Annotated in this window: 22 protein-coding genes; all 22 read left to right on the top strand. The window is 60.2% G+C overall.

Going from position 1 to position 21976, the window contains the following annotated elements:
* Positions 1-19: 19 nt before the first annotated feature.
* Complete coding sequence (locus HMPREF3135_RS02355) at positions 20-1300, top strand: amidase family protein (protein WP_070437801.1); 1281 nt, start codon at positions 20-22, stop codon at positions 1298-1300.
* Entirely contained in the window at positions 1284-2366 is a 1083-nt protein-coding gene (gene tilS, locus HMPREF3135_RS02360; RefSeq protein ID WP_256364750.1) for a tRNA lysidine(34) synthetase TilS, read from the top strand. The genes HMPREF3135_RS02355 and tilS overlap by 17 nt, the downstream gene beginning before the upstream one ends.
* 121 nt (positions 2367-2487) lie before the next feature.
* Complete coding sequence (gene hpt, locus HMPREF3135_RS02365; protein ID WP_016421490.1) at positions 2488-3072, top strand: hypoxanthine phosphoribosyltransferase; 585 nt, start codon at positions 2488-2490, stop codon at positions 3070-3072.
* A 269-nt stretch (positions 3073-3341) separates the two neighbouring features.
* A complete protein-coding gene (gene ftsH, locus HMPREF3135_RS02370; RefSeq protein ID WP_069358994.1) occupies positions 3342-6020 on the top strand; it encodes an ATP-dependent zinc metalloprotease FtsH in 2679 nt (892 codons plus the stop codon).
* 9 nt (positions 6021-6029) lie between these two features.
* Complete coding sequence (gene folE / locus HMPREF3135_RS02375; protein WP_070437804.1) at positions 6030-6605, top strand: GTP cyclohydrolase I FolE; 576 nt, start codon at positions 6030-6032, stop codon at positions 6603-6605.
* Between the two features lie 86 nt (positions 6606-6691).
* Entirely contained in the window at positions 6692-7633 is a 942-nt protein-coding gene (gene folP / locus HMPREF3135_RS02380) for a dihydropteroate synthase (RefSeq protein WP_070437833.1), read from the top strand.
* Between the two features lie 5 nt (positions 7634-7638).
* Positions 7639-8043 (top strand): dihydroneopterin aldolase, encoded by a 405-nt coding sequence (gene folB / locus HMPREF3135_RS02385; protein WP_005510214.1) that lies wholly within the window; start codon positions 7639-7641, stop codon positions 8041-8043.
* Complete coding sequence (gene folK, locus HMPREF3135_RS02390) at positions 8040-8552, top strand: 2-amino-4-hydroxy-6-hydroxymethyldihydropteridine diphosphokinase (protein ID WP_070437807.1); 513 nt, start codon at positions 8040-8042, stop codon at positions 8550-8552. Before folB ends, folK begins: the two co-directional genes overlap by 4 nt.
* Before the next feature lie 2 nt (positions 8553-8554).
* Positions 8555-9061, top strand: coding sequence for a DUF3180 domain-containing protein (locus HMPREF3135_RS02395; protein ID WP_049194055.1), 507 nt, complete (start codon positions 8555-8557; stop codon positions 9059-9061).
* Positions 9058-10329: a DUF6779 domain-containing protein gene (locus tag HMPREF3135_RS02400; protein ID WP_070429764.1), complete on the top strand. Its 1272-nt coding sequence runs from the start codon at positions 9058-9060 to the stop codon at positions 10327-10329. The genes HMPREF3135_RS02395 and HMPREF3135_RS02400 overlap by 4 nt, the downstream gene beginning before the upstream one ends.
* 64 nt (positions 10330-10393) lie before the next feature.
* Positions 10394-11314: a Rossmann-like and DUF2520 domain-containing protein gene (locus HMPREF3135_RS02405; RefSeq protein ID WP_070437810.1), complete on the top strand. Its 921-nt coding sequence runs from the start codon at positions 10394-10396 to the stop codon at positions 11312-11314.
* A 97-nt stretch (positions 11315-11411) separates the two neighbouring features.
* The gene (gene panC, locus HMPREF3135_RS02410; protein ID WP_070437814.1) at positions 11412-12530 is read left to right on the top strand and encodes a pantoate--beta-alanine ligase; all 1119 of its coding nucleotides are present in this window, start codon (positions 11412-11414) and stop codon (positions 12528-12530) included.
* Positions 12531-12667: 137 nt separating this feature from the next.
* Entirely contained in the window at positions 12668-13090 is a 423-nt protein-coding gene (panD, locus tag HMPREF3135_RS02415; RefSeq protein ID WP_016421480.1) for an aspartate 1-decarboxylase, read from the top strand.
* 247 nt (positions 13091-13337) lie between these two features.
* Positions 13338-15515, top strand: a complete 2178-nt coding sequence (locus HMPREF3135_RS02420) for a PhoX family protein (RefSeq protein ID WP_070437817.1) — start codon at positions 13338-13340, stop codon at positions 15513-15515.
* A gap of 170 nt (positions 15516-15685) precedes the next feature.
* Positions 15686-16300 carry a DUF4178 domain-containing protein gene (locus HMPREF3135_RS02425; RefSeq protein WP_168163229.1) on the top strand — a complete coding sequence of 205 codons (615 nt, stop codon included), beginning with the start codon at positions 15686-15688 and terminating at the stop codon, positions 16298-16300.
* Positions 16301-16311: 11 nt separating this feature from the next.
* Complete coding sequence (locus HMPREF3135_RS02430; RefSeq protein WP_083280594.1) at positions 16312-16851, top strand: DUF2617 family protein; 540 nt, start codon at positions 16312-16314, stop codon at positions 16849-16851.
* A 4-nt stretch (positions 16852-16855) separates the two neighbouring features.
* The gene (locus tag HMPREF3135_RS02435) at positions 16856-17320 is read left to right on the top strand and encodes a DUF4247 domain-containing protein (RefSeq protein ID WP_069358987.1); all 465 of its coding nucleotides are present in this window, start codon (positions 16856-16858) and stop codon (positions 17318-17320) included.
* A gap of 2 nt (positions 17321-17322) precedes the next feature.
* The gene (locus HMPREF3135_RS02440; protein WP_083276369.1) at positions 17323-17844 is read left to right on the top strand and encodes a DUF350 domain-containing protein; all 522 of its coding nucleotides are present in this window, start codon (positions 17323-17325) and stop codon (positions 17842-17844) included.
* On the top strand, positions 17845-19407 hold the full coding sequence (locus tag HMPREF3135_RS02445) for a polyamine aminopropyltransferase (protein WP_070437827.1): 1563 nt from the start codon (positions 17845-17847) through the stop codon (positions 19405-19407).
* A gap of 70 nt (positions 19408-19477) precedes the next feature.
* Positions 19478-21010, top strand: coding sequence for a lysine--tRNA ligase (lysS, locus tag HMPREF3135_RS02450; RefSeq protein ID WP_038626637.1), 1533 nt, complete (start codon positions 19478-19480; stop codon positions 21008-21010).
* A gap of 126 nt (positions 21011-21136) precedes the next feature.
* A complete protein-coding gene (locus HMPREF3135_RS02455; RefSeq protein WP_210384698.1) occupies positions 21137-21721 on the top strand; it encodes a hypothetical protein in 585 nt (194 codons plus the stop codon).
* Positions 21722-21751: 30 nt separating this feature from the next.
* Positions 21752-21976 (top strand): helix-turn-helix domain-containing protein (locus HMPREF3135_RS11085; protein ID WP_141739567.1); only part of this gene is annotated, 225 nt, incomplete at its 3' end.

Genomic DNA, 21976 nt, shown 5'->3' on the forward strand with positions numbered 1-21976 from the left:
TTGAGGAGATGAATCCGCAATGGCCTCTCACACTTCCGCGATTAGGAACTTGCCAACCGTTCACGAGATTGCCGCACTGGTTCGCGAGGGAAAGCTAAGCCCGGTGGACAGCGTGCAGCGCAGTCTCGACGCTATCGCCAGACTGGATGGAGGGATTCATGCCTTCCGTGAAGTGTGGGTGGATAGGGCTCTGCAGGCTGCGCGGGAACTCGAGCACAGCGAGAACCTCTCGGAGTTGCCGCTCGCAGGTGTGCCATTCGCGCTGAAGGAAAACACCGCTCTAGAGAACCCGTTTGTCCAGCAGTTGACTAGCGCCGGTGCAATCGCAGTGGGAACTACGGTGAATCCGCAGTTCTGTACGTGGGGGACGACGACGCTGCCGGGGCTGGCCGTCGATAATCCGATTCTGCCGGGGCACACTCCGGGTGGGTCCTCCGGTGGATCCGCAGCGGCTGTCGCCGCTGGGATGGTTCCGTTTGCGCAGGGCAACGACGGCATGGGGTCACTTCGTATCCCTGCAGCGTGCTGCGGGCTTTCGACTCTGAAGGCGACCCCGGGAACAATGCCGGGGCGCGTGGGCGGCAATGACTGGTACGGAATGTCTGTCCAAGGGGTGCTCACAGTCAATAACGATGACTTGCGCCTGATCACCAAGATCCTCACAAATGGCATGGTGGATGCGGAGGACCCGGCGAAGACCCTGCCTGAAAACTTCGCAGTCAGCGTGGACACCACTGCGCCCGTATTCGGTTTGAAGGCTGCACCGGAGTACGTCGATGCGGCACAACAGGCGGCGAGAGTATTCGCGGACAAGGGCTTTGCCGTCTCGGAAAAGAACATGCCGTACCCGCTGAACCCACTGCCGATGCTCGCGCGCTGGACTGCGGGGGTGGCGGATCAGCTTCGCGACGAGCCGCGCCCTGATCACCTGGAGTGGCGCAATCGAGTCCACGCCGGCATTGGTCGCTTGCTGCGTTTCACAATCAATGGCCGCCAAGTGGCACGCGATGGCGCTCGCATCGAGCGTGAGCTACCGGGTGACACCATCTTGATTACCCCGGCTCTGGCCAAGAACCCACCGCGAATCCGCGCGTGGCATCGCATGCCCTGGATTGTGAACCTGCTGTCCAATCTGCGTTTCACTCCCTACGTCTCGACGTGGAATTACCTGGGATTCCCGGCTGGCATCGTTGTGGAACCGACCTCTGGGTTGCCGGTGCAACTGATTGCGCGCCCGACCCAGGAGCGAATTCTGCTTACCGCGATGGAAACCATCGCAAGTGGTGGGCGCGTTGGCTAGACCTTTTTGGCCGGACCGCAGCCCTCATTTCCTCATCATTCGGCACGCTGTCCGCGCGATAGTGCAGCAGGTGGGGCAGGAATTGGGCAGCGGTGTCGTCATTGGGCTTTCCGGTGGTGCGGATTCGCTGGCCCTGACCGCCGGGGCCTGTGCGGAAGCTCTCGGGCCCAAGGGTGCGCTGGCCGGCCGCAAAGTCCACGCCGTCGTAGTTGATCATCAGCTTCAGCAGGGCTCTGCAGAAGTTGCCGAGCGCGCCGCCCACATTGCTCGGGGGATGGGGGCTACGGCCGAGGTTATCGCGGTCGATATCAACAACAATTCCGACCGTGGTCCCGAATATGAGGCGCGTTTGGCACGACACGCAGTGCTACGGGAGGTCGCCCAATCTCGAGGTGCGGCGCTGATGCTCGCTCACACCTTGGACGACCAGGCGGAAACAGTTTTGCTGCGGCTGGCCAGGGGAGGCGGTCCGCAAGCGCTGTCCGCCATCCGCGACAACCTCACGTGGTCTGACGGGACTCGGATTCTGCGCCCGCTGCTCGGTGTGCGACGCTCAGATACTCAGCTCTGCTGCGAAGAGCTGGGCTTGAAGGTGTGGCACGACCCGCACAACCATGACGACCATTACGCCCGCGTCCGGGTTCGAAAGACGATTTTGCCGCTGCTGGAGCAGGAGCTGGGTCCGGGAGTTGCGGAAAATCTCGCTAAGACTGCGGCGATTGCAGCAGTCGACAATGACTTTTTGGACGCTCACGCCGAGTCGGCTCTGCATGCGCTGCTGGGGGAGGAAGAGGCGTCGGCAAGCGGGAGCCTGTCTGTGCGAGGGGTGGCTGAGCTTGACGACGCCATCGCGGTGCGCGTCCTCGCGCGTTGGTTGAGGCAGGCGGGTGCGGAGCCCAGTAGTAAACAAATCGACATGGTGATGGCGCTCGTGCACCGCTATCACGGACAGGGCGAAGTGCCGGTGACCCGAGGTCGCGATGGTGCCGACAGAAATGCCAGGTTGGTCGTTGAGCGAAAAGATGGCACTCTACAATTGGTAATGAATCGTCCCGCGGTGCCTTAAGAAGGGTGCCGCAATCCAACTTCCGGCGGCTGAGAACAATCGGTTGCCATAACCCTGAACTTGCCCTGGGGCAGTTACGCTCCATCGACACGCCGCCATAGAAGTGCGGAAAGGAAATGCGATGCATGATGTGAAGGATTTCAACGTCCCCGCAAACCCCTACGGCGATGAGGTAGAGGCAGTTCTCATTGGCGAAGAGGAGCTGCATGCTCGCATTGACGAGATGGCGCATCGTGTGAATGAGAAGTACAAGGATGCCGACAGCGATCTGATTCTGGTCGCAGTGCTGAAGGGCGCGGTGTTCTTCCTGACTGACTTCGCCCGTCAGCTCAGCATTCCCAGCCAGATGGAGTTCATGGCGGTTTCCAGTTACGGAAACTCCACCTCGTCGTCAGGCGTGGTGCGTATTTTGAAGGACCTGGATCGCGATATTGAGGGACGCGATGTCGTGATTGTCGAGGACATCATTGACTCCGGCCTGACCCTGTCCTGGTTGATGAAGAACCTGCGCAACCGTAATCCGCGCTCCCTGGAGGTCATTACGCTGTTGCGTAAGCCAGAGGCTGTGCGCACCAGCCTGGATGTTGCGGATGTTGGCTTCGACATTCCGAACGAGTTCGTCATCGGTTACGGCCTGGATTACGCCGAGCGCTACCGCGACCTGCCGTACGTCGGCACGCTTCACCCGCGCGTTTACCAGGGCTAGGTCTGTCTTCGGCGCTTATTGCACAGTGCCGATGCTTGACGACGGGCATTGCGCGCTTACCCTCCCGCAGTTCTAGCTGTCTTCTAGCTGTGAAAAGTAGGAGTTGGAAACTTTTTTCGGTTGCGATGCGTTATGCCTACTGTGGGGTCAGGTGCCATGAGCCCTGGCCCCACGTTGTGTCATTGATGCGTCTTCGAGAAGAACTCGTTGATGCGTACAATTAATAAAAGCAACTAATAGATGTAGAGAGCGAAAAGCGAACCCACTGTATGGACAAGAAAAAGGTGTTCCGGTTTGCCACCGTTGCCGGCATCATCCTGATTATCCTCTTTGCTATTACTCAGCTGGCGGATGATTCCCGGGAATACCGCGAGGTGGATACGTCCGTTGCCCTGACCCAGTTGGATAAGGGCAACGTCACGGAAGCTCAGATTGACGATCGCGAACAGCGAATTCGCCTCACCCTAAAGAAGGGCGTGGAGGTCGAGGGTACTGAGGACGTCACGAAGGTGATGACCAAGTACCCAGCGCGTGCGACCGACCAAGTCTTTGACAAGGTCACCGCCGCCGAGGGCATGGAGAAGTTCGATACCAAGGTCACGCAGGATTCCTTCCTGATGTCCACCTTGGGCTTCCTGCTGCCGATGGTGATCTTCTTCTTCGTCATCATGTACTTCTTCAGCCGCATGCAAGGCGGCAAGAACGGCATGTTCGGCTTTGGTGGCAACCGCGCCAAGCTGCTGAACAAGGAGACCCCGACCAATACGTTCGAGGATGTTGCTGGTGCCGATGAGGCCGTCCAGGAGCTCGACGAGATTAGGGATTTCCTGCAGCACCCAGCTCGCTACGAGGAGCTCGGCGCGAAGATTCCGCGTGGTGTTCTGCTCTACGGTCCTCCCGGTACCGGTAAGACCTTGCTGGCCCGCGCCGTCGCTGGTGAGGCAGGAGTGCCTTTCTACACCATCTCGGGTTCGGACTTCGTTGAAATGTTCGTCGGTGTCGGTGCCTCTCGTGTCCGTGACCTGTTTAATCAGGCCAAGGAAAACAGCCCGTGCATTATCTTCATCGACGAGATTGACGCCGTCGGTCGCCAGCGTGGTGCCGGTATGGGCGGCGGCCATGATGAGCGTGAGCAAACCCTGAACCAGCTGCTGGTGGAGATGGATGGTTTTGGTGATCGTCAGGGCGTAATCATCATGGCTGCGACCAACCGTCCGGATATTCTCGACCCGGCGCTGCTGCGTCCCGGCCGTTTTGACCGACAGATTCCGGTGGGCGCACCAGACCTGAAGGGCCGCGAGGCAATTCTGAAGGTCCACGCCCGGAACAAGCCGCTTGGACCGGATGCGGATCTGACGTCGCTGGCGAAGCGCACCGCCGGTATGAGCGGTGCTGATCTGCAGAACGTGCTGAATGAAGCTGCGCTGCTGACCGCTCGCGTCAACGGCAACATCATTACTGCGGATGCGCTGGAAGAGGCAGTCGACCGAGTTATCGGCGGTCCGCGCCGTACCTCCAAGGTGATTTCCGAGCAGGAGAAGAAGGTCACCGCCTACCACGAGGGTGGCCACACCCTGGCTGCGTGGGCGCTGAAGGACATCGAGCGTGTTTACAAGGTCACCATCTTGGCTCGCGGTCGCACTGGTGGACATGCGCTGACCGTCCCCGAGGACGACAAGGGCATGTATAACCTGCCAGAGCTCTTTGCCCGTCTGGTCTTCGCCATGGGTGGTCGCGCTGCCGAGGAGCTGGTTTTCGGACTGCCGACTACCGGTGCTTCTGCCGATATTGAGCAGGCCACCAAGATTGCTCGCGCCATGGTGACCGAGTACGGCATGTCGCCGGAGCTCGGCCCGGTGAAGTACGGGGAGGAGCAGGGCGACCCGTTCGTCGGCCGCGGTGGCAGCGGCTCTTTGGACTACTCTCCGGAGGTGGCAGCAACCATTGATCAGCAGGTTCGTTTGCTGATCAATAAGGCTCATGACGAGGCCTACGCCATCTTGAAGGAAAACCGCGACACTCTCGATGTTCTGGCTGAGAAACTGCTGGAGAAGGAGACTCTGCGTCGTCCGGATCTGGAAGTTATCTTCACCGATGTCGTTCCCCGTGAGCGCCTGAACTTCTTCGATAGCGACACTAAGCACCCGGCCGATGGCCGCGAGCCGGTGAAGACACCGGTGGAGTTGGCAATCGAGCGCGGCGAGGAACCGCCGAAGCGTGTCAACATCTTCGCGCCGGTGCGCCGCCGCGAACCGGAGAACCAGGACGCGGGCAACAACGGCAATGGTCAGGGGCCGGCAGGCTCCGCTGGTGCCGGTAATGCTAGTGTCCCGGGTTTGCCGGGCGCCCAGCAGGACCGACCGAATGTTCCGGTTTACGGTGGCACCCCACCGCCGGCTGGTTGGACCGCTCCAGGTTGGCCGCCGAAGGATACCGGCAGCACGCACAGTTCGGCTCCCGCACCGGCACCGGCGCCTGCGCCGACTCCTCGCCCTGATGGGCAGAACCAGCCGGGTTCGCAGGAAGGCCAGGGCAACGCGCGTGGCCAGCACCCGGGCACTGCTAACTACCCGGCAGGTGCGCCGGACTTCGGCTCGAAGGCAACCGGTACGGGTAGTAACGGTGGCAACGGCCCCGCGAATATCCCTGCCCCTCCGAAGATGCCGTGGGACAGGCAGGGCGGACGTCACCGCCAGGACAACTCTGGCAGCGATGCCACCCCGACTACGGTGATGCCGTCGGCAGGACAACAGCAGGAGCTGCGCGGATTCCGCCTGCCGGATAACGAGCAGCCGGAACACACAGAACGTCCGGAAAACCCGAAGAACGCCGACAATTCCGATGACAAGGGGGCACAGATGCACGATTCGGATAAGGACGGCGTCGTCAAGCGAAACGAAGACAACAGCGCCTGGCAGGACAAGCCGGACACCAACGAGGAGCGATAAGTACACATCATGGAGCGCGAATTCGATCAGGGGCGGGCCGAGGCTGCGGTTCGTGAACTGTTGATTGCCGTCGGTGAGGATCCCGACAGGGAAGGCCTGAAGGAGACACCGGCGCGAGTGGCGCGAGCCCACCGTGAGGTTTTCGCGGGCCTGTTTGAAGATCCGTCTGAGGTGCTGGCAAAGACCTTCAACGAGGATCATCAAGAACTCGTTTTGGTGAAGGACATCCCGATTTACTCCACCTGTGAGCACCATTTGGTGCCGTTCTTCGGCGTTGCCCACATTGGTTACATCCCGGGCAAGGACGGTCGTGTGACGGGCTTGTCCAAGCTCGCTCGTCTGGTCGATGGCTATGCGAAGCGCCCGCAGGTGCAGGAACGTCTGACCAGTCAGGTTGCGGATGCCTTGGTGGAGCGGCTGGATCCGGCCTCGGCGATCGTCGTCATTGAAGCGGAGCATCTCTGCATGGCCATGCGCGGTATCCGCAAACCGGGTGCGCGCACGGTGACCTCAGCCGTCCGCGGTGGCTTCAAGACGGATGCCCGTTCGCGCGCAGAGGCAATGGCGCTCATCCGCAAGAGCTAACGCAACAGTTAAATGGTCGATTGGAAAGGCTGGACAACAAGGTGACTGAATCCCCCTTGCAAGCGCAGGCAGGACAGCCGGCGGAGATGGGTATCGAGAATCAGCTCTGCAAAGTGATGGGCATTGTCAACGTCACCGAGGACAGCTTTTCCGATGGCGGCCTGTACAAGACCTTCGACGCGGCGATTGCCCATGCGCACGAGCTGCTCGCTGAAGGCGCACATATTCTCGACATCGGTGGCGAGTCCACTCGCCCCGGCGCACACCGCGTTTCCGAGGATGAGGAAATTGCCCGAGTCGTGCCGGTGGTCCGTGAGCTCGCGGCAGACGGGCACCTGATCAGCGTCGATACTATGCGCGCAAGTGTCGCAGAGGCAGCAATCGCCGAGGGCGCGGTGTTCATCAACGATGTCTCCGGCGGTCTCGCAGACCCCAACATGTACGCAGTCTGCGCCGATGCCGATGTGCCCATCTGTCTGATGCACTGGAAGACCGATCGCTTTGGCTCCGCTTCTGGGCGCGCCGAAACTCACCCGGACGGCATTGTCGCCGATGTCCGTGAGCACCTGCTTCAGCTTGTCGACGGTGCCATGGGCGCCGGAATCGTCGAGGAAAATATTGTCCTCGACCCAGGCTTGGGCTTTGCCAAAAACGCCGATGACAATTGGGCGCTCCTCCACGACCTGCCGGAGCTTATTGACCTCGGTTTCCCCGTGTTGGTCGGTGCTTCCCGCAAGCGTTTCGTCGCCGCCGTTGGCAGTGAGGCACGCGCACCAAAGCAGGCTGATGCCGCGACTACCGCAATTTCCGCGCTGTCCGCAGCGGCGGGCGCATGGGCGGTTCGAGTTCACAATGTGGCCGACAACCTCGACGCAGTGCGTGTGGCGCAGGCATGGAACCTTGGACGTTCACTGACCGGTTACACAGCGGCCGGCGACTATCCGGAAGGTGGGTCTAACCGCGCTGCGCAGCACGACGAGTCGGCTGCGGAATCGCCAGCCGAGTCGACTCTGGAAGGAGACGCGTAAACACAGTGGCTGATCGCATTGAACTCAAAGGTCTGAAAGCCCACGGCTACCACGGTTGTCTCGACTTCGAGCGCCGGGATGGCCAGGACTTCATCTGTGATGTCACCCTGTGGCTGGATTTCTCCGGTGCTGCTGCGAGCGATGAGCTGGACGACACCGTCAACTACGCCGACATTGCAGCCACAGCGCACGGGATTTTGACCGGCACTCCTCGCAACCTCATCGAAACAGTCGCGACCGAGATCGCCGAAGCAGTGCTTGCCGACGACGACGCCCGCGCCGAACGCGGATTGTCCCCACTGTTGCATGCGGTGGAAGTGACCATTCACAAACCACATGCGCCCATTCCGCTCGACTTCGATGACGCTGCGGTGACAGCCCGCCGTTCGCGGAAGAAGCGGTTGGCATGATTCGCGCAGTTCTTTCTATCGGCGCGAACATGGATCGCGCGCGAGAAAACCTAACAGGTGTGCAGGACTTCTTCGCCGATGAATTGGTCGCAGCCTCAAAAATTTATGCCACCCCGCCTTGGGGTGGGGTAGAGCAGGGCGACTTCCTCAACGCCGTACTCATTGTTGACACGCGCCGGACACCAATGGAGCTACTGGAAGCTGGTTGGAAACTGGAAAATGACGCTGGTCGAGTGCGTGAAATTCACTGGGGGCCGCGGGCGCTCGACGTGGACATTGTGCAGGTCATCGACAAGGAATCCGGCGAGGAGATTATTTCTGACGATTCGACTCTGACCCTGCCGCACCCGTGGGCAACCGAGCGTGCCTTTGTGCTGGTGCCATGGCTCGACGCCGACCCGGATGCCGAATTGGAGGGAGTTCGGGTCGCGGAACTCGTCGATAAGCTGGCACCTGAAGACGTAAACGCGGTGCGCCTAGCAGACAGCGCGGATGGAGAAGGGGCCTAGAGATGAAACCGACCTCACCGATTACGTTGGCAGCATCTGCGCTGGTTCTCGCGCTGGCGTCATGGATGATCCTGGCACAGTTTTTCGGTGCGCTCGGGCCGCGAAGTTGGTGGGACCTGGGGTTTCCCTGGCTGCTCACAGCCGTCTGTGTGGCGGCAGCGCGGTGGATTAAGTCGGTACTGAAAGAGGCGAAGGTCGGGCAGGATCGCAGCCAGGTGCAGCCGTTAACGTTGTCGCGATGGTTGGTGGTCGGTACGGCATCCGCGTGGTTGGGTGCGATTCTCGGAGGACTGTACGCCGGTGGCGTGCTGTGGGCTGTGCCGAAGTGGACGGAGCTTGCGGCCGCACAGGCCGACGGGCCGATCATGATTGTCGGCACAGTATCCAGCATTTTGCTCGCTGCGGCGGGGCTGTGGCTGGAAAAAGTTTGCCAATTGCCAACTGATGGCGAAAATTCTTCGCCTCCTAGCGGGGAAATGGGAACTAACTCGGTAGGGTGGGAGTTATGACTGACCTCTCCAACGCCGGTAATGACCCGAAGCGCTCGGGTGATGCCGCATATTTTCAGGGCGACGCGGCAGCTACTTCGTCGGATATGGCCGAGTCTCCGTCTCCGTCGCCTTCTTCGGCTTTCGAAAGCTACTCCGCTGGGGCTAACTCCGGGGCTGATGCGGCATATGCAGATGAGCAGAGCAATGATGTGACGAAATTCAGTTCTACCGATGGTATGACGGAGAAAACCGCCGTCATTCTCATGGTTGTGCTGCTGATGCTCGCGGTGATTGCCAGTATCGTCATGCTCTTTGCCTCCTCTGCCGGGTGGATGAAGGTTGCCGTGCTGCTGGCGTTGTGGTCGGCAGTTATCGGGGCTGTGCTGGTGACTCGATACCGCAAGACCATTGCGCTGGAGCGCAAGCGGTTGGAGACAATCGAGGAACTGCACAAGGTGGAGCTTGACCGCGAGCTGGCTACTCACCGTGAGCAGGAGCTGATTCTCGAGCAGAACTACCTGGACTCGCTTGAGGGTAACAACGATGACAACATTGCGGCGCTGCGCGCTGAGGTCTTTGCACTGCGTGCCCAGCTTGCTGAGTTCATGGGGGAGGATTTCGACGACGAGCAGGTTGCTCTTCGCGCCCAGGCCGAGCGTCTGCGTGAGCTCGACTCGCCACAGCAGGCCTCGCCGATGAAGGATCCGACCGGTCACGACCGGCCGACACCACGCGCGACTTCCCACCGCGCTGAGATGACCGCTAACGGCACTGTTGGCGTTCATACCCAGCACGGCGGCACGGGCTCCGCTTCCTCCGCTTCGCCGGTTGAAGACGCCGAGGCTACCGACATGCGCCGTACATTCTCGCCGTCTGGCCAGCCGGTTGACGTCCACGAAGTCGCCGATTCCAAGGATGACGAAGCCGTTTCCAAGGAGAAGTTCTCCACTAACTCTTTCCGCGCCATCAACTGGCAGGAAACCCCGGCCGAGGACGCCGCAGAGGATGATTCTCAGGGCGGTGCTCACGAGGCACACGGTGCACGGCACCCATTCGCTGCGCCGGAATCGGACGATGCCTCGGACTCTCCGACTCGCCAGCTGCAGGCCATTCGCGATGAGGACCTCGCAGAAGAGCCAGCTCAGAAACCGGCTCAGGCTCCTGAGCAGGAGCCTGCAAGCCACGGTCGGCGCCGTGCTGAGGACAACAAGGGCAGCCTGACGGTTGCCGAGCTGATGGCGCAGATGCGCAAGAAGAGGGAGCAGCGCGAGGACGAAGAGGCCTAGTCGCTTACCGAGTATGCGCGGCCTACTCACTGCACATAGCTGGTTTGGTCTAACCTAGTCAGTCATGACGCAAAGCCAGCATGATTCCCATCCCCATCGGACAACCGCTCCGCGGTTGGCGGTGGGGATTATTTCTGCCGGAAAAGTCGGGGTCGCGCTCGGCCAGGCGTTAGAGCACTGTGGGCATCGTGTCACTCACGTGGTCGCGCGCTCACCAGAATCTGTCACACGAGCGCATCTACGTCTCCCGAACGCACAGGTTAGTAGCATTGCCGACACAGCTTCCACCTGCGAGCTCATCGTTATCGCCGTGCCGGATCGCGCCATCGCAGAGGTCGCCGAGGACGTCGCCCGCCATGTCGGCCCCGGACGCATCGTCATGCATACTTCTGGTTCCCTCGGGCGTGCCGTGCTCGATCCGGTCGCACTCACCGGCGCGCTGACCATCGCCGCCCATCCCGCAATGACATTCGCAGGGCTTGACGACGACTCCGAGCTCCTGACCGGCTGCCCATGGGGCATCACGGTTGGGGATGAGCTCGCGAAAACAGTCAGTGAACTGCTCATTGGTGAACTCGGCGGTCGTCCGGTGTTCATCAACGAACGTCACCGCGGTCTCTATCACGCGGCTATGGCCCATGGCTCAAACGGTCTGGGCGCAGTTGTGGTCGATGCAGTAGAAATGCTGGCAACCACTATCGGCGGAGACACCGCAGCCGAAGACACCGACCTAGCTGAGCTGCGTCGAGGCCAGGCCGCCGAGCTGCTCCGTCCACTGCTGGAAGCTTCATTGGACAATGCCTTGAGGTGGGGTTCCCGGGGGCTGACTGGCCCGGTGACGCGGGACGACCTTGGGACCGTCGTCAAGCACGAACGTGAAATTGAAGCGGTGGCACCGGAAATGGGAACCGCCTACCTGGCTCTTGCCGAGCGCATCGCCGAGCTGCGCGGCGCCAACGAGGTTTTGCGGTACCTACGCCGATGAGCTGAGCGGACTGGCTGTTCTGGTCATCCGGGATGTGGCGTAAGGTATTGCCGTCGGGCGAAAAGTTTGGTCCGGTAGATCTGAACGCGGAGGAAACATGACGGGTTATACCGCCGGAGAGACAACTGTTCACAAGACTATTGCGGGAATCGCGCAGGTCACCCGTGCGTTGCGGAAGACCGGGCGGCCGGTGGTGCTCGTACCTACGATGGGTGCGCTACACCAGGGGCACCTTGAACTAGTACAGGCCGCGAAGACGCTGCCGCGCGCTGTTGTGGTGGTGTCGGTTTTCGTCAATCCTCTGCAGTTCGGTGAGGGGGAGGACTTTGACGCCTACCCGCGGACTCTGGAGGAAGACGTTGAGAAGCTCCGCGCTGTCGGTGCTGAGCTGGTCTTTGCGCCGAACGCGAAGGAGATGTACCCCAACGGTTTCCGCACGACGGTGCAGCCGGGGCCGCTGGCTTCGGAGCTCGAAGGTGCTACTCGCCCGGGGCACTTTGCCGGTGCGTTGACGGTGGTCAACAAGCTTTTCAACATCACCAACTGCACTGATGCCGTTTTTGGTGAGAAGGACTACCAGCAGCTGTGCCTGATGCAGCAGATGGTCACTGACCTGAATATGCCGGTGCAGTTGCACGGTGTACCGGTGATTCGCGAGGCCGACGGGTTGGCTATGAGCTCCCGCAACCGCTATCTGTCCGAGGAGCAGCGCAATCTCGCAGTAACCCTGTCCGCCGCGCTGACTGCTGGTGCTTTTGTCGCGGACCGTGGTGCGGATGCTGTGCTGGAAACCGCGCGTGGTGTGCTCGCCAGCCAGCCTGAAGTCGAGTTGGATTACTTGGAGCTGCGTGACGCTGCGCTCGCCCCGCTTTCCGACGAGGCGTTGCGCGGCGACGGCCAGGAGACTGAAGCTCGCCTGCTGGTTGCTGCGAAGGTCGGCACTACTCGTCTCATTGATAATGTTGGCTTGATTCTGGGTGCGCCGCGCCCGGATTCGGCAAACGGTTTCGGGCAGCTCGGGCAGAAGGACGCCGAAATTGCGTCGGCGGCTCTGTCGGCGGCGGGGCTGGACGGCGAATTGACTGAGGAAGAGGCCGCTGAGTTGGCTGAGCTGCAGGAAAAGGTTCGTGCTGCTCGAGATGCTCGTCTGAAAGATGAGTCCAGCAGAGAAACTCTGAAGAACGCTGGCTTTGGCGTTGAGCAGGACAGCGAGTAGGACGGCTTTTAGAAGTAGTTTCTCGTGGCTGGGAAGTTGTCGTATTATAGTGTGCCGACTAATAACCTGCCACGCTAAGGGGTGCCGCGGTAGGCAAGCATCCAGGGGACAAATCCAGGAAGGGACCTACCTTTTTCATGTTTCGCACTATGTTGAAGTCCAAGATTCACCGCGCCACGGTGACTCAGGCTGATCTTCACTACGTTGGATCGTGCACGATTGACGCTGATTTGATGGAAGCGGCCGACCTGCTTGAAGGTGAAGCCGTCGACATCGTCGATATCAATAATGGCAACCGGCTTACTACTTACTGCATTACCGGAGAGCGCGGCTCGGGCATCATTTCTATCAATGGTGCCGCCGCTCGTCTGATATCGCCGGGTGATCTGGTTATTATCATCGGCTACGGAATGATGGATGACGCTGAGGCGCGTACGTACAAGCCGAATGTCATCTTCGTCGATGAGGACAACAAGATTCTGGAAAGTGGCAATGACCCGGCGGATGTGCCGGAGGGTTCTGATTTGAAGAATCCGCGTAGCCCGGAGAACCAGGGCTAGTCCACGTAGCCCGCAGAGCTGGGGCTCGACTGCGTAGTTGGAGAGAAGAGTCGAGCCGGAGAACCGCAACACCAGGGTGTTCACTTTGCGTTAAAGCGCAAGTCATTAGACCGTCAGCTAAAGCTCATTGGCGAGTTGATTTTTAGAAACCGAAAGGTAACGCAACGTCCTTAGCTTCTTAGAGGATCTAAAAGTTTTAGTTTTCCATTTCCTCACCTAGTCGAAGCTATACAAAGGCGGTCTCCCCGTGGTTCGTATTGGCAAGAATCTGCTGACAAATCCTTTTGCTACCTCTCGCAGCTCTCTGACCTGCACTTACAAGTGTGGTAATGCTTGTGCTGACGATGCTCCGAACGAGTTCTCGGACAACCAGTACTTCGGTGATGTTGCGAAGGAGGCGTTCTCCCAGCGCGCATTCTCCCGTCGCGCGGCACTGAAGGTCACTGGTGCTAGTGCTCTTGCGGTCGGCGGTGGCGCCGTGCTGGCCGCTTGCTCCTCTGATGATTCGGGCAGCGCCGCAGGTGGCTCCGACGCCTCCGGTACCGCTGCTGCCGGTGACGGTAGCAAGGGCGAATCGCCGGAGGGTATGCGTTTCGACGCCGTCAAGCCGAACACGGAAGACGCAGTCGTTATCCCGGACGGCTACGAGCAGAATGTTCTGATTCGCTGGGGCGACCCAATCCACGAGGGTGGCCCGGAGTTCGACTTTGACAAGCAGACTCCGGAAAACCAGCTGAAGCAGTTCGGCTTCAACAATGACTTCGCTGGCCTGATTAAGGCTGAAGACGGCACACTGCTGTACGTCTGCTCGCACGAGTACACCACCGAGCCGATGATGTTCCGTGCTTACAAGAAAGAAGATGCTACTAAGGAGCAGGTCGACATCGGACTGGCTGCCCACGGCCAGACCATCCTTGCTGTGGAAGAGGATGACAAGGGATTCCTGAAGCCAATCCTGAGCGACAAGCGTAACCGTCGCATTACTGGCTTCACCGAGTTCACAGTCGACGGCCCGGCTGCTGGTCATGATCTGCTGAAGACCAAGGCTGACCCGACCGGTATGAAGGTCGAGGGAACTTTGAACAACTGCTCCGGTGGTGTTACTCCGTGGGGTACCTACCTGTCCGGTGAGGAGAACGTTGACCAGTACTTCGGCAACGTTGGCAAGCTCGACGACGAAGAAGCTGTTAAGAAGCTCAAGCGCTACTCGGTCAAGAATGAAGAGCTGTCCGACCGCGCGTGGGAGAAGTACTACGACCGCTTCGATGTCTCCAAGGAGCCGAATGAGCCGAACCGCTTCTTCTGGCTGGTAGAGATTGACCCATCTGACCCGAACTCCACCCCGGTCAAGCACACCGCACTGGGCCGTTTCAAGCATGAAGCCGGTCAGATCTACGTCACCGACGACGGCACGGTCGTGTGCTACTCCGGCGACGACGAGCGTTTCGAATACATCTACAAGTTCGTCTCCTCCCGCAAAATTAAGGAGGGGGACCTCAAGCACAACATGGGCATTCTGTCCGAGGGCACTCTCTACGTCGGTAAGTTCAACGGTAATTCCGAGTCCGAGATTGACGGCTCCGGTGAGCTGCCGAAGGACGGCCGTTTCGACGGTGACATTGAGTGGCTTCCGCTGATGACCGCCAAGGCAGACGGCAAGCACGACTCCCACGTTGATGGCATGACCGCCGAAGAGGTCTGCATCTACACCCGCATCGCCGGTGACAAGGTCGGTGCGACCCGTATGGATCGCCCGGAGGATATCGAGCCGTCTCCGAAGACCGGTAAGGTCTACGCGGCGCTGACCAACAACAAGTACCGCGGTAAGGCGGGCGCGAAGGACGACAAGGGCAAGGAACGCAAGGATGGTGCAGGGCGCCCGCTTGCCGACGCCGTCGAGGTCGCACCAATCACCGAGAACAAGAATGGCCTTGTTCTGGAGATGGAAGATGACCACGCCGGTACCAAGGGCAAGTGGAACCTCCTGCTGGTCTGTGGTGACCCGAACGAGGCTTACACCTACTTCGGTGGCTTCGACAAGGAATCGGTCTCGCCAATTTCCTGCCCGGACAACGTCGCCTTTGACGAGTACGGCAACCTGTGGGTTTCCACCGACGGCAACGCGCTGGACTCCAACGACGGCCTTTTCGCCGTTGCCGTCGAAGGCGAGCGTCGTGGTGAGACCAAGTGCTTCCTGACTGTTCCGGTTGCTGCAGAGACCTGTGGTCCGCAGATCTTCTCCAACCGCGTGATGGTCAACGTCCAGCACCCGGGCGAAATCGAGACGGATCAGGGTCATCCAGTCGGCGACAACCCGGACCCGACCACCAACCCGACCTCGCACTGGCCGGACGGTGGCAAGGAGCAGCCACGCCCGGCCGTCGTTCAGGTTGTACGCACTGATGGCAAGAAGATTGGTGTGTAGGTTGCCCTTGGCAAGGAGCTAAGCAGAAACGCGCGGATTAGCGCGTAGACCTATCGCGGCGCGTCTCGAACGAAAATAATGTTCGACGGCGCGCCGCGACTGTATTCGGTAGAAAGTTAGTAATCGGGCGTTTACTTAGCGCCACCACACTATCGATGGGATTAATCCTAGTGAACAGCATTGTCATAATCGGCATCATCCTCGTTGTCATCGGGGTCATCGTCGTTGTTGTAGCGCGTCGGAATACTCAGGTTCCGGGTTCTGATCGGGAGCGCTTCGTCGATCCACTGATGACTGATGAGTACCGTAAGTACGGTCCAACCTCTGTCGCGCCGGGCGCAATCCTGAACTACGGTGGTGCCTCCCATGTTGTGCGCGGATCACTTGAGCTCTCTCAGGGGCCGTTCCGCTGGTGGGAGCATCTCGTCGACGGTGGGACGGATGGTTCTTGGTTCGGCGTTGAGGAAGATGAAGGTGAAGTCATCCTCACCTGGTGGCGCAAGCTTCCAGGTAGCTTCGAACCAACTAATCCCATCGTTGTCGACGGGGTGGAGTACTGGGAGGAGGAGCGGGGAACCGCCCGCTACACCGCGATTGGCACCACTGGGCTGCCGCCGGAGGGGGCTACGGACTTCGTCGACTACAAATCCGGTGACGGTCGCTTGCTCGGGCTGGAACGCTACGGTGACTCGATGTGGGAAGCGTCCACCGGTATTAGGATTCTCCCCGGTGAGATTGATGTCATGGCAGCGCCGGACCATAATCCGGACGCGGACAATCGCTAGTGGCGGTCGCTATGTCGCTGGCAATTCTAGATGTGCCGTTCAAAGACACTGCTGCGGAGCAACTCCGCATTGCTTTTGACGGCCAAGTCCCGGACACCCTCTGCGAGGCGGTTATCTCTCACCCCGACGGCACAACACCGCCGCTGACGCTCGGAGTCCTCGGAGCGTCGCATGTGGTTTTCGTCGGTAAGCGGGAGAACCCGTGCTTTACCGAGGAGATTTCCTGTACCGCGGCACACGGCGTGCCCCTGAGTGAGGCGGGAGTGATGGTGAAAGCTCGTGTGGAGAACCTCTCGCCAGAAGCCTTCGTTCAGCGCGCAGATGCTTTACGACGCGAGTTCGGTACAGGGCATCCTCATTCGGTTGTCGCGGAGTTCCCCGGTTCGCCCGGCGCGCTGACTGTGTTGGCTGCAGAGCCGATTGAGCAGGGGTATCGCTGGGATACGTGGCACGGCTACCCGCCGGGGCAGCTCGTGTGGACGTCGAATACTTGGACTGCCGTCGCTGGTAACCATGGGGCCGAGGCAGACCGCGTAAAGGGAGGTTCCTGAGTCTATGGGACGCGGAAGTATTGGTTACGCACTGATCGTTGTCGGCATTGTGGTCACTCTGGCCGGTTTCTTCGTCGGCGGGAAATCTGCGGAAGAGAGGATTAGCGAGCGCTATCAGTCCGCGCCCGGCGCAGCATCTGCGACGCAGGTCAGCAGCGGAATAGATCGACGTTGGACCTGTGGCGACCGCGACCCCATTGAGGTGGGGCGTGAGCTGAAAGAAGAGATTAAGCCACAGGCTTACAACGAAGATGGCGGGGCAGCGTACCTGAGGACGAAGAAGCACCTGTTCATCGTTTCGCGTCAGACCCCTGAGGCAGGGTCAAAGGACACGTGCCTGATAACCAGAGAATCACTTAGTGGCCGCTATTCGGGTGGGCACTTCATCTATCTCGGCCCCGGTTTCGGTCCCTCCGCCCCCTCCGGCGGTTCGGGTGGATCGGCCGGATCATTCGGAGGAGCGAAATAAACATGGGACCAGTAACGTACATGGACACCACCGGGACGGCTATCCTCACGGCGCAGTCGGAGACATCGGAGCCAGCGCAGTCGGTCGTGGCCTCAACTGTGGGCGAGCATCTGGCCGTCGGAGTGCCGGCCACCGTCGGTTACTTCCTTGCGGGTGCCCTAGTGCTCGTAGTTGGATTCATTGTCCTTGATCTGATTACTCCTGGGAAACTGCGTGACCTGGTGTTTCTCGAAAACCGTGCGGGCGCCGCGATGATAGCGGGCTCACAGCAGATTGCACTGGCCTGCATTGTCGTTTCGGTAATCCGCGCATCCGACGACGCTCTGATGATTGGCCTGGGGGAGACCCTCGTTTACGGTGCACTCGGCATTGTGTTGCAGGCAGCATCGCTGCTGGTGCTGGAAGCTCTGATTCCGGGGCGCTTCCGCGATGTCGTAATGGACGCGAAGGTACGCCCCCGAGCGGTGTTGGCCGCGACCACCTTCATTGTTATCGGTGTGATTAACGCGGTGGCGCTGTCATAAATGGAGACCACCACGACTTCCCGGCGCTGGCGGGCTCTCCTGCTGGGCTCTGTGGCGGCCTGTGCTGCCTGCGGCCTGGTTTATGAGCTGGCACTACTGGCGCTGTCGGCTTCTCTTGGCCGCGGCGACGTCGTTGCGAATTCCCTGATTGTGGCCGGTTATGTCGCAGCGCTGGGTTTTGGCGCCGTGGCGGCGAAGCCGTTTGTGCGCCGTGCCGCGGTGTCTTTCCTCGGTATCGAGTGTGCTTTGGGTTTGCTTGGCGGTGTGTCCGCAACCGCCCTGTACTGGATATTTTCGGTTACAGGTGAGAGCCTCGGAGCATTGGTCGCCGCCACTTTCATAATCGGAACGCTGGTTGGTGCCGAGGTGCCGTTACTCATGACACTTCTGCAGACCGGCCGGACGTCCTCCGCCGAGGACACCGGTCGCGTGCTGGCGAATCTCAACGCTGCGGACTACTTCGGAGCCTTGGTCGGCGGTTTAATCTGGCCGTTTGTGCTCCTGCCTACGGTGGGCATGCTGAAGGCCACTGCCATCGCTGGACTGATTAACGTCACCGCGGCATTGATAATCGCCGCGCTGCTACTGAAGCAGATGTTGACCCGCCGGGCACTGGCCGCATCTGTCGCCGCCCTCGTCGCGGCACTGGTTGGGTTGGTAGCGTTACTGGCCGGAATCCGGGACATCGAGGCGACCGCCCGGCAGTCGCTCTACGCCCAGCCCATTGTTTTCGCCAAGCACTCGAAGTATCAGGACATCGTCGTCACTCGATTTGGCGGGGACCGGCGGCTTTATCTCGACGGGGGATTGCAGTACTCCAGTCGTGACGAGTACCGCTACACCGAGTCGCTGGTCTACCCGGCGGTGGATAAAGAAACGAAGTCGGCTTTGATCCTCGGCGGAGGCGATGGGTTGGCTGCCCGGGAGCTGCTGCGGATGCCCAACATCGAGCGCATTGTTCAGGTCGATTTGGATCCGGACGTCATCGAGGTCGCCCGCACTGTGCTGCGGGAGGACAACCGCGGCAGCCTGGACAATCCCCGAGTGGAGAAGATTGCTGCGGATGCATTCGCATGGCTCCACGAGCAGGCACGTGGTAAGGCGCAGGTGCAGAAGTTCGACGCCATCTATGCAGACCTTCCCGATCCCGACAACGCAGTGCTAGCCAAGCTCTACTCTCAGGAGTTCTACGGGTTGATCCGCACGGTGGCCGCGCCGGGCGCAAAGTTGGTGGTGCAGTCGGGTTCGCCGTTTTCGACGCCGCAGGCCTTCTGGCGCACCGACAGCTCGATTCGCGCCGCAGGCTGGTCGACCACTCCGTACCACGTGCATGTTCCCACCTTCGGGGACTGGGGGTTTGTACTCGCGCAGGCCGGGCCTGAGCCTCCTACGCTCGAGCTTTACGACGACGCCCCGCCGCTGAAATTCCTCACTCCTGACGTGGCCCGGGCTGCGACCGTGTTCGGTGCCGATAACGGTCCGCAACAATTGGAACCGTCGACACTTGCTCATCCTCGAATTGTGGAGGATATTCGTCGAGGTTGGCGGCAGGCAGGGGAGTAGCCCGCCGAGTATTTCGCAAAGGGGCGGGCGAGTAGCAGGTCGGCGGTGTAGTCGGCTAACCTTTATAGCCGTGACTGACGCGAAGAAGACCCCTGAAAACACCGCCACCGTTCCTGAGCAGCTGCGCATTCGCCGCGAGAAGCGTGACCGCCTGCTCGAGGCTGGAATTCAGCCGTACCCGGTTGAGGTTCCCCGTACTCACTCTCTCAAGGATGTCCGTGAAGAGTGGGGCCACCTCGAGGCTGGCGAGGAGACTCAGGATGTCGTGACTGTCATTGGTCGTGTCATGTTTATTCGTAACACCGGCAAGCTCTGCTTTGCCGCTCTGCAGGAGGGTGACGGCACGACCCTGCAGGCCATGCTTTCCAAGGCTGAGGTCGGCGAGGACGCCCTGGCTGCTTGGAAGTCGGACGTAGATATGGGCGACTTCGTCCTCATTACTGGCCGCGTAATTTCTTCGCGCCGCGGCGAGTTGTCCGTGATGGCTACCAAGTGGCAGATGGCCTCGAAGGCTCTGCGTCCGCTGCCGGTGTCGTTCGCTGATCTGTCCGAGGACAGCCGCGTGCGTCACCGCTACACGGACCTGATTATGCGTGAGCAGGCTCGTACTAACGCACTGACTCGCATCAAGGTCATCCGCGAGCTGCGCCACGCACTTGAGCGTCGCGGTTTCCTCGAGGTCGAAACCCCGATGCTGCAGACTCTGCACGGCGGTGCAGCTGCACGTCCGTTCGTGACTCATTCCAACGCTTTGGACATCGATCTCTACCTGCGTATCGCGCCGGAGCTTTTCCTCAAGCGCTGCGTCGTCGGCGGTATGGAGCGAGTCTTTGAGATCAACCGTAACTTCCGCAACGAGGGTATCGACTCCTCGCACAGCCCGGAGTTCGCGATGCTGGAGTACTACGAGGCATTCGGCACCTACGATGACTCCGCCCGCACCGTCCGCGAGGTCATTCAGGAAATCTGCGTCGCGGTCTTCGGTTCGACGACTGTTACGCTTGCCGACGGTACGGAGTTCGACTTTGGCGGCGAGTGGAAGCAGATTGAGATGTACCCGTCGCTGAACGAGGCACTTGCTCGCAAGTTCCCTGGTCAGCCGGAAGTCACTATTGACTCGACCGTCGAGGAGCTCAAGGCAATCGCCGATGTGATTGGCCTTGAGGTTCCGGAGAAGGGCGGCTGGGGCCACGGCAAGCTGGTTGAGGAAATCTGGGAGCTGCTCTGTGAAGACCAGCTCGACGGTCCTATCTTTGTCCGCGACTTCCCGGTCGAGACCTCTCCGCTGACTCGTCAGCACCGCTCCAAGCCTGGCGTGACCGAGAAGTGGGATCTTTACGTCCGTGGCTTCGAGCTGGCTACCGGCTACTCCGAGCTGGTTGACCCGGTTGTCCAGCGTGAGCGCTTTGAGGATCAGGCGCGACTGGCCGCTGGCGGCGACGACGAGGCCATGGTTCTGGATGAGGACTTCCTGCACGCAATGGAGCAGGGCATGCCGCCGACGACCGGTGTGGGCATGGGCATTGACCGCCTGCTGATGGCCCTGACCGGCCTTGGCATTCGCGAAACCGTGCTGTTCCCGATTGTGAAGCCGGAAGCGTAAGCGACGTTCCTTTTTAGCATGTAGTCTGCAGCGGCCAGCCAGAAAACCACGGCTGGCCGGCGAATTCATGTGTAGTTATCCCGGTGTTATCACCGGGATTATTTTTATCCCGTAGTTTCTTCACCCATGACTTCGGTAAATGGAAATAAGAGAATTAATCGGCGATCCGTATTGCGCTTGGGAGCAGCAGCGGGAGCAGTAGCGAGTGCGGGTGCCGTAACGGTGGCCGTCAATAGCGTCGGGATGCGAGCAGTTGCATCGGCGGCTCCGAACCAGGCGCCGTTTCCATTAACAGGTTTGACCAGTGGCCTCGTGGTGACGGACCTGGAAGTCGTGACCGTGACCGATACGTCGGTGACATTTTCGTGGGCGACGTATGCAGGCCCACATCCAGCGTGGGGGAAGCTGGCCCCGCTGGCACCGGCCGACACTGAAGTTGCGCTAGTGCCAGTCGACGCTGATGAGGGCGGCGAGCTGCCCGTGGTGCATAAGGACGAGGCGCAGGTTGGCTACCACTTTGTGACCGTCGATAAGCTGCGCCCTGGAACCACGTACCGTTTCGAATGTCGATCGAATGGGCTGGTCGCCGAGCCGGGGTTAATTACCCGAAACCTCCCCAATACACCTGAGCAAACTGGGCTGTTCACGACGCTGGTCGCTCCGGAAGGGGAGTACCTGACCACGATTGCCATCGGTAGGTTCAGGCGGTGAATGCATCACCACTTTCGACCAGGAGAAGTAGTGAAGCAAACCCGCCGAACGAAATACAGTGCCATCAAACCGATTGCGCTTCAACACATCGCCAACGGGGCATCAGCAAGCGCAGTTGGACGTGAGTTAGGGATACCCTCACCAACAGTCAGGCGGTGGGCGCGACAAGCCGGAATTGAGATTCAGCACCAGTCGCACTGCCCGAAGGTCTCGATGATGGATAAGCATCGCGTGATCTACGAGATGCTTATGGCC

Source organism: Corynebacterium sp. HMSC14H10 (assembly GCF_001807105.1).
Taxonomy (GTDB): domain Bacteria; phylum Actinomycetota; class Actinomycetes; order Mycobacteriales; family Mycobacteriaceae; genus Corynebacterium; species Corynebacterium jeikeium_D.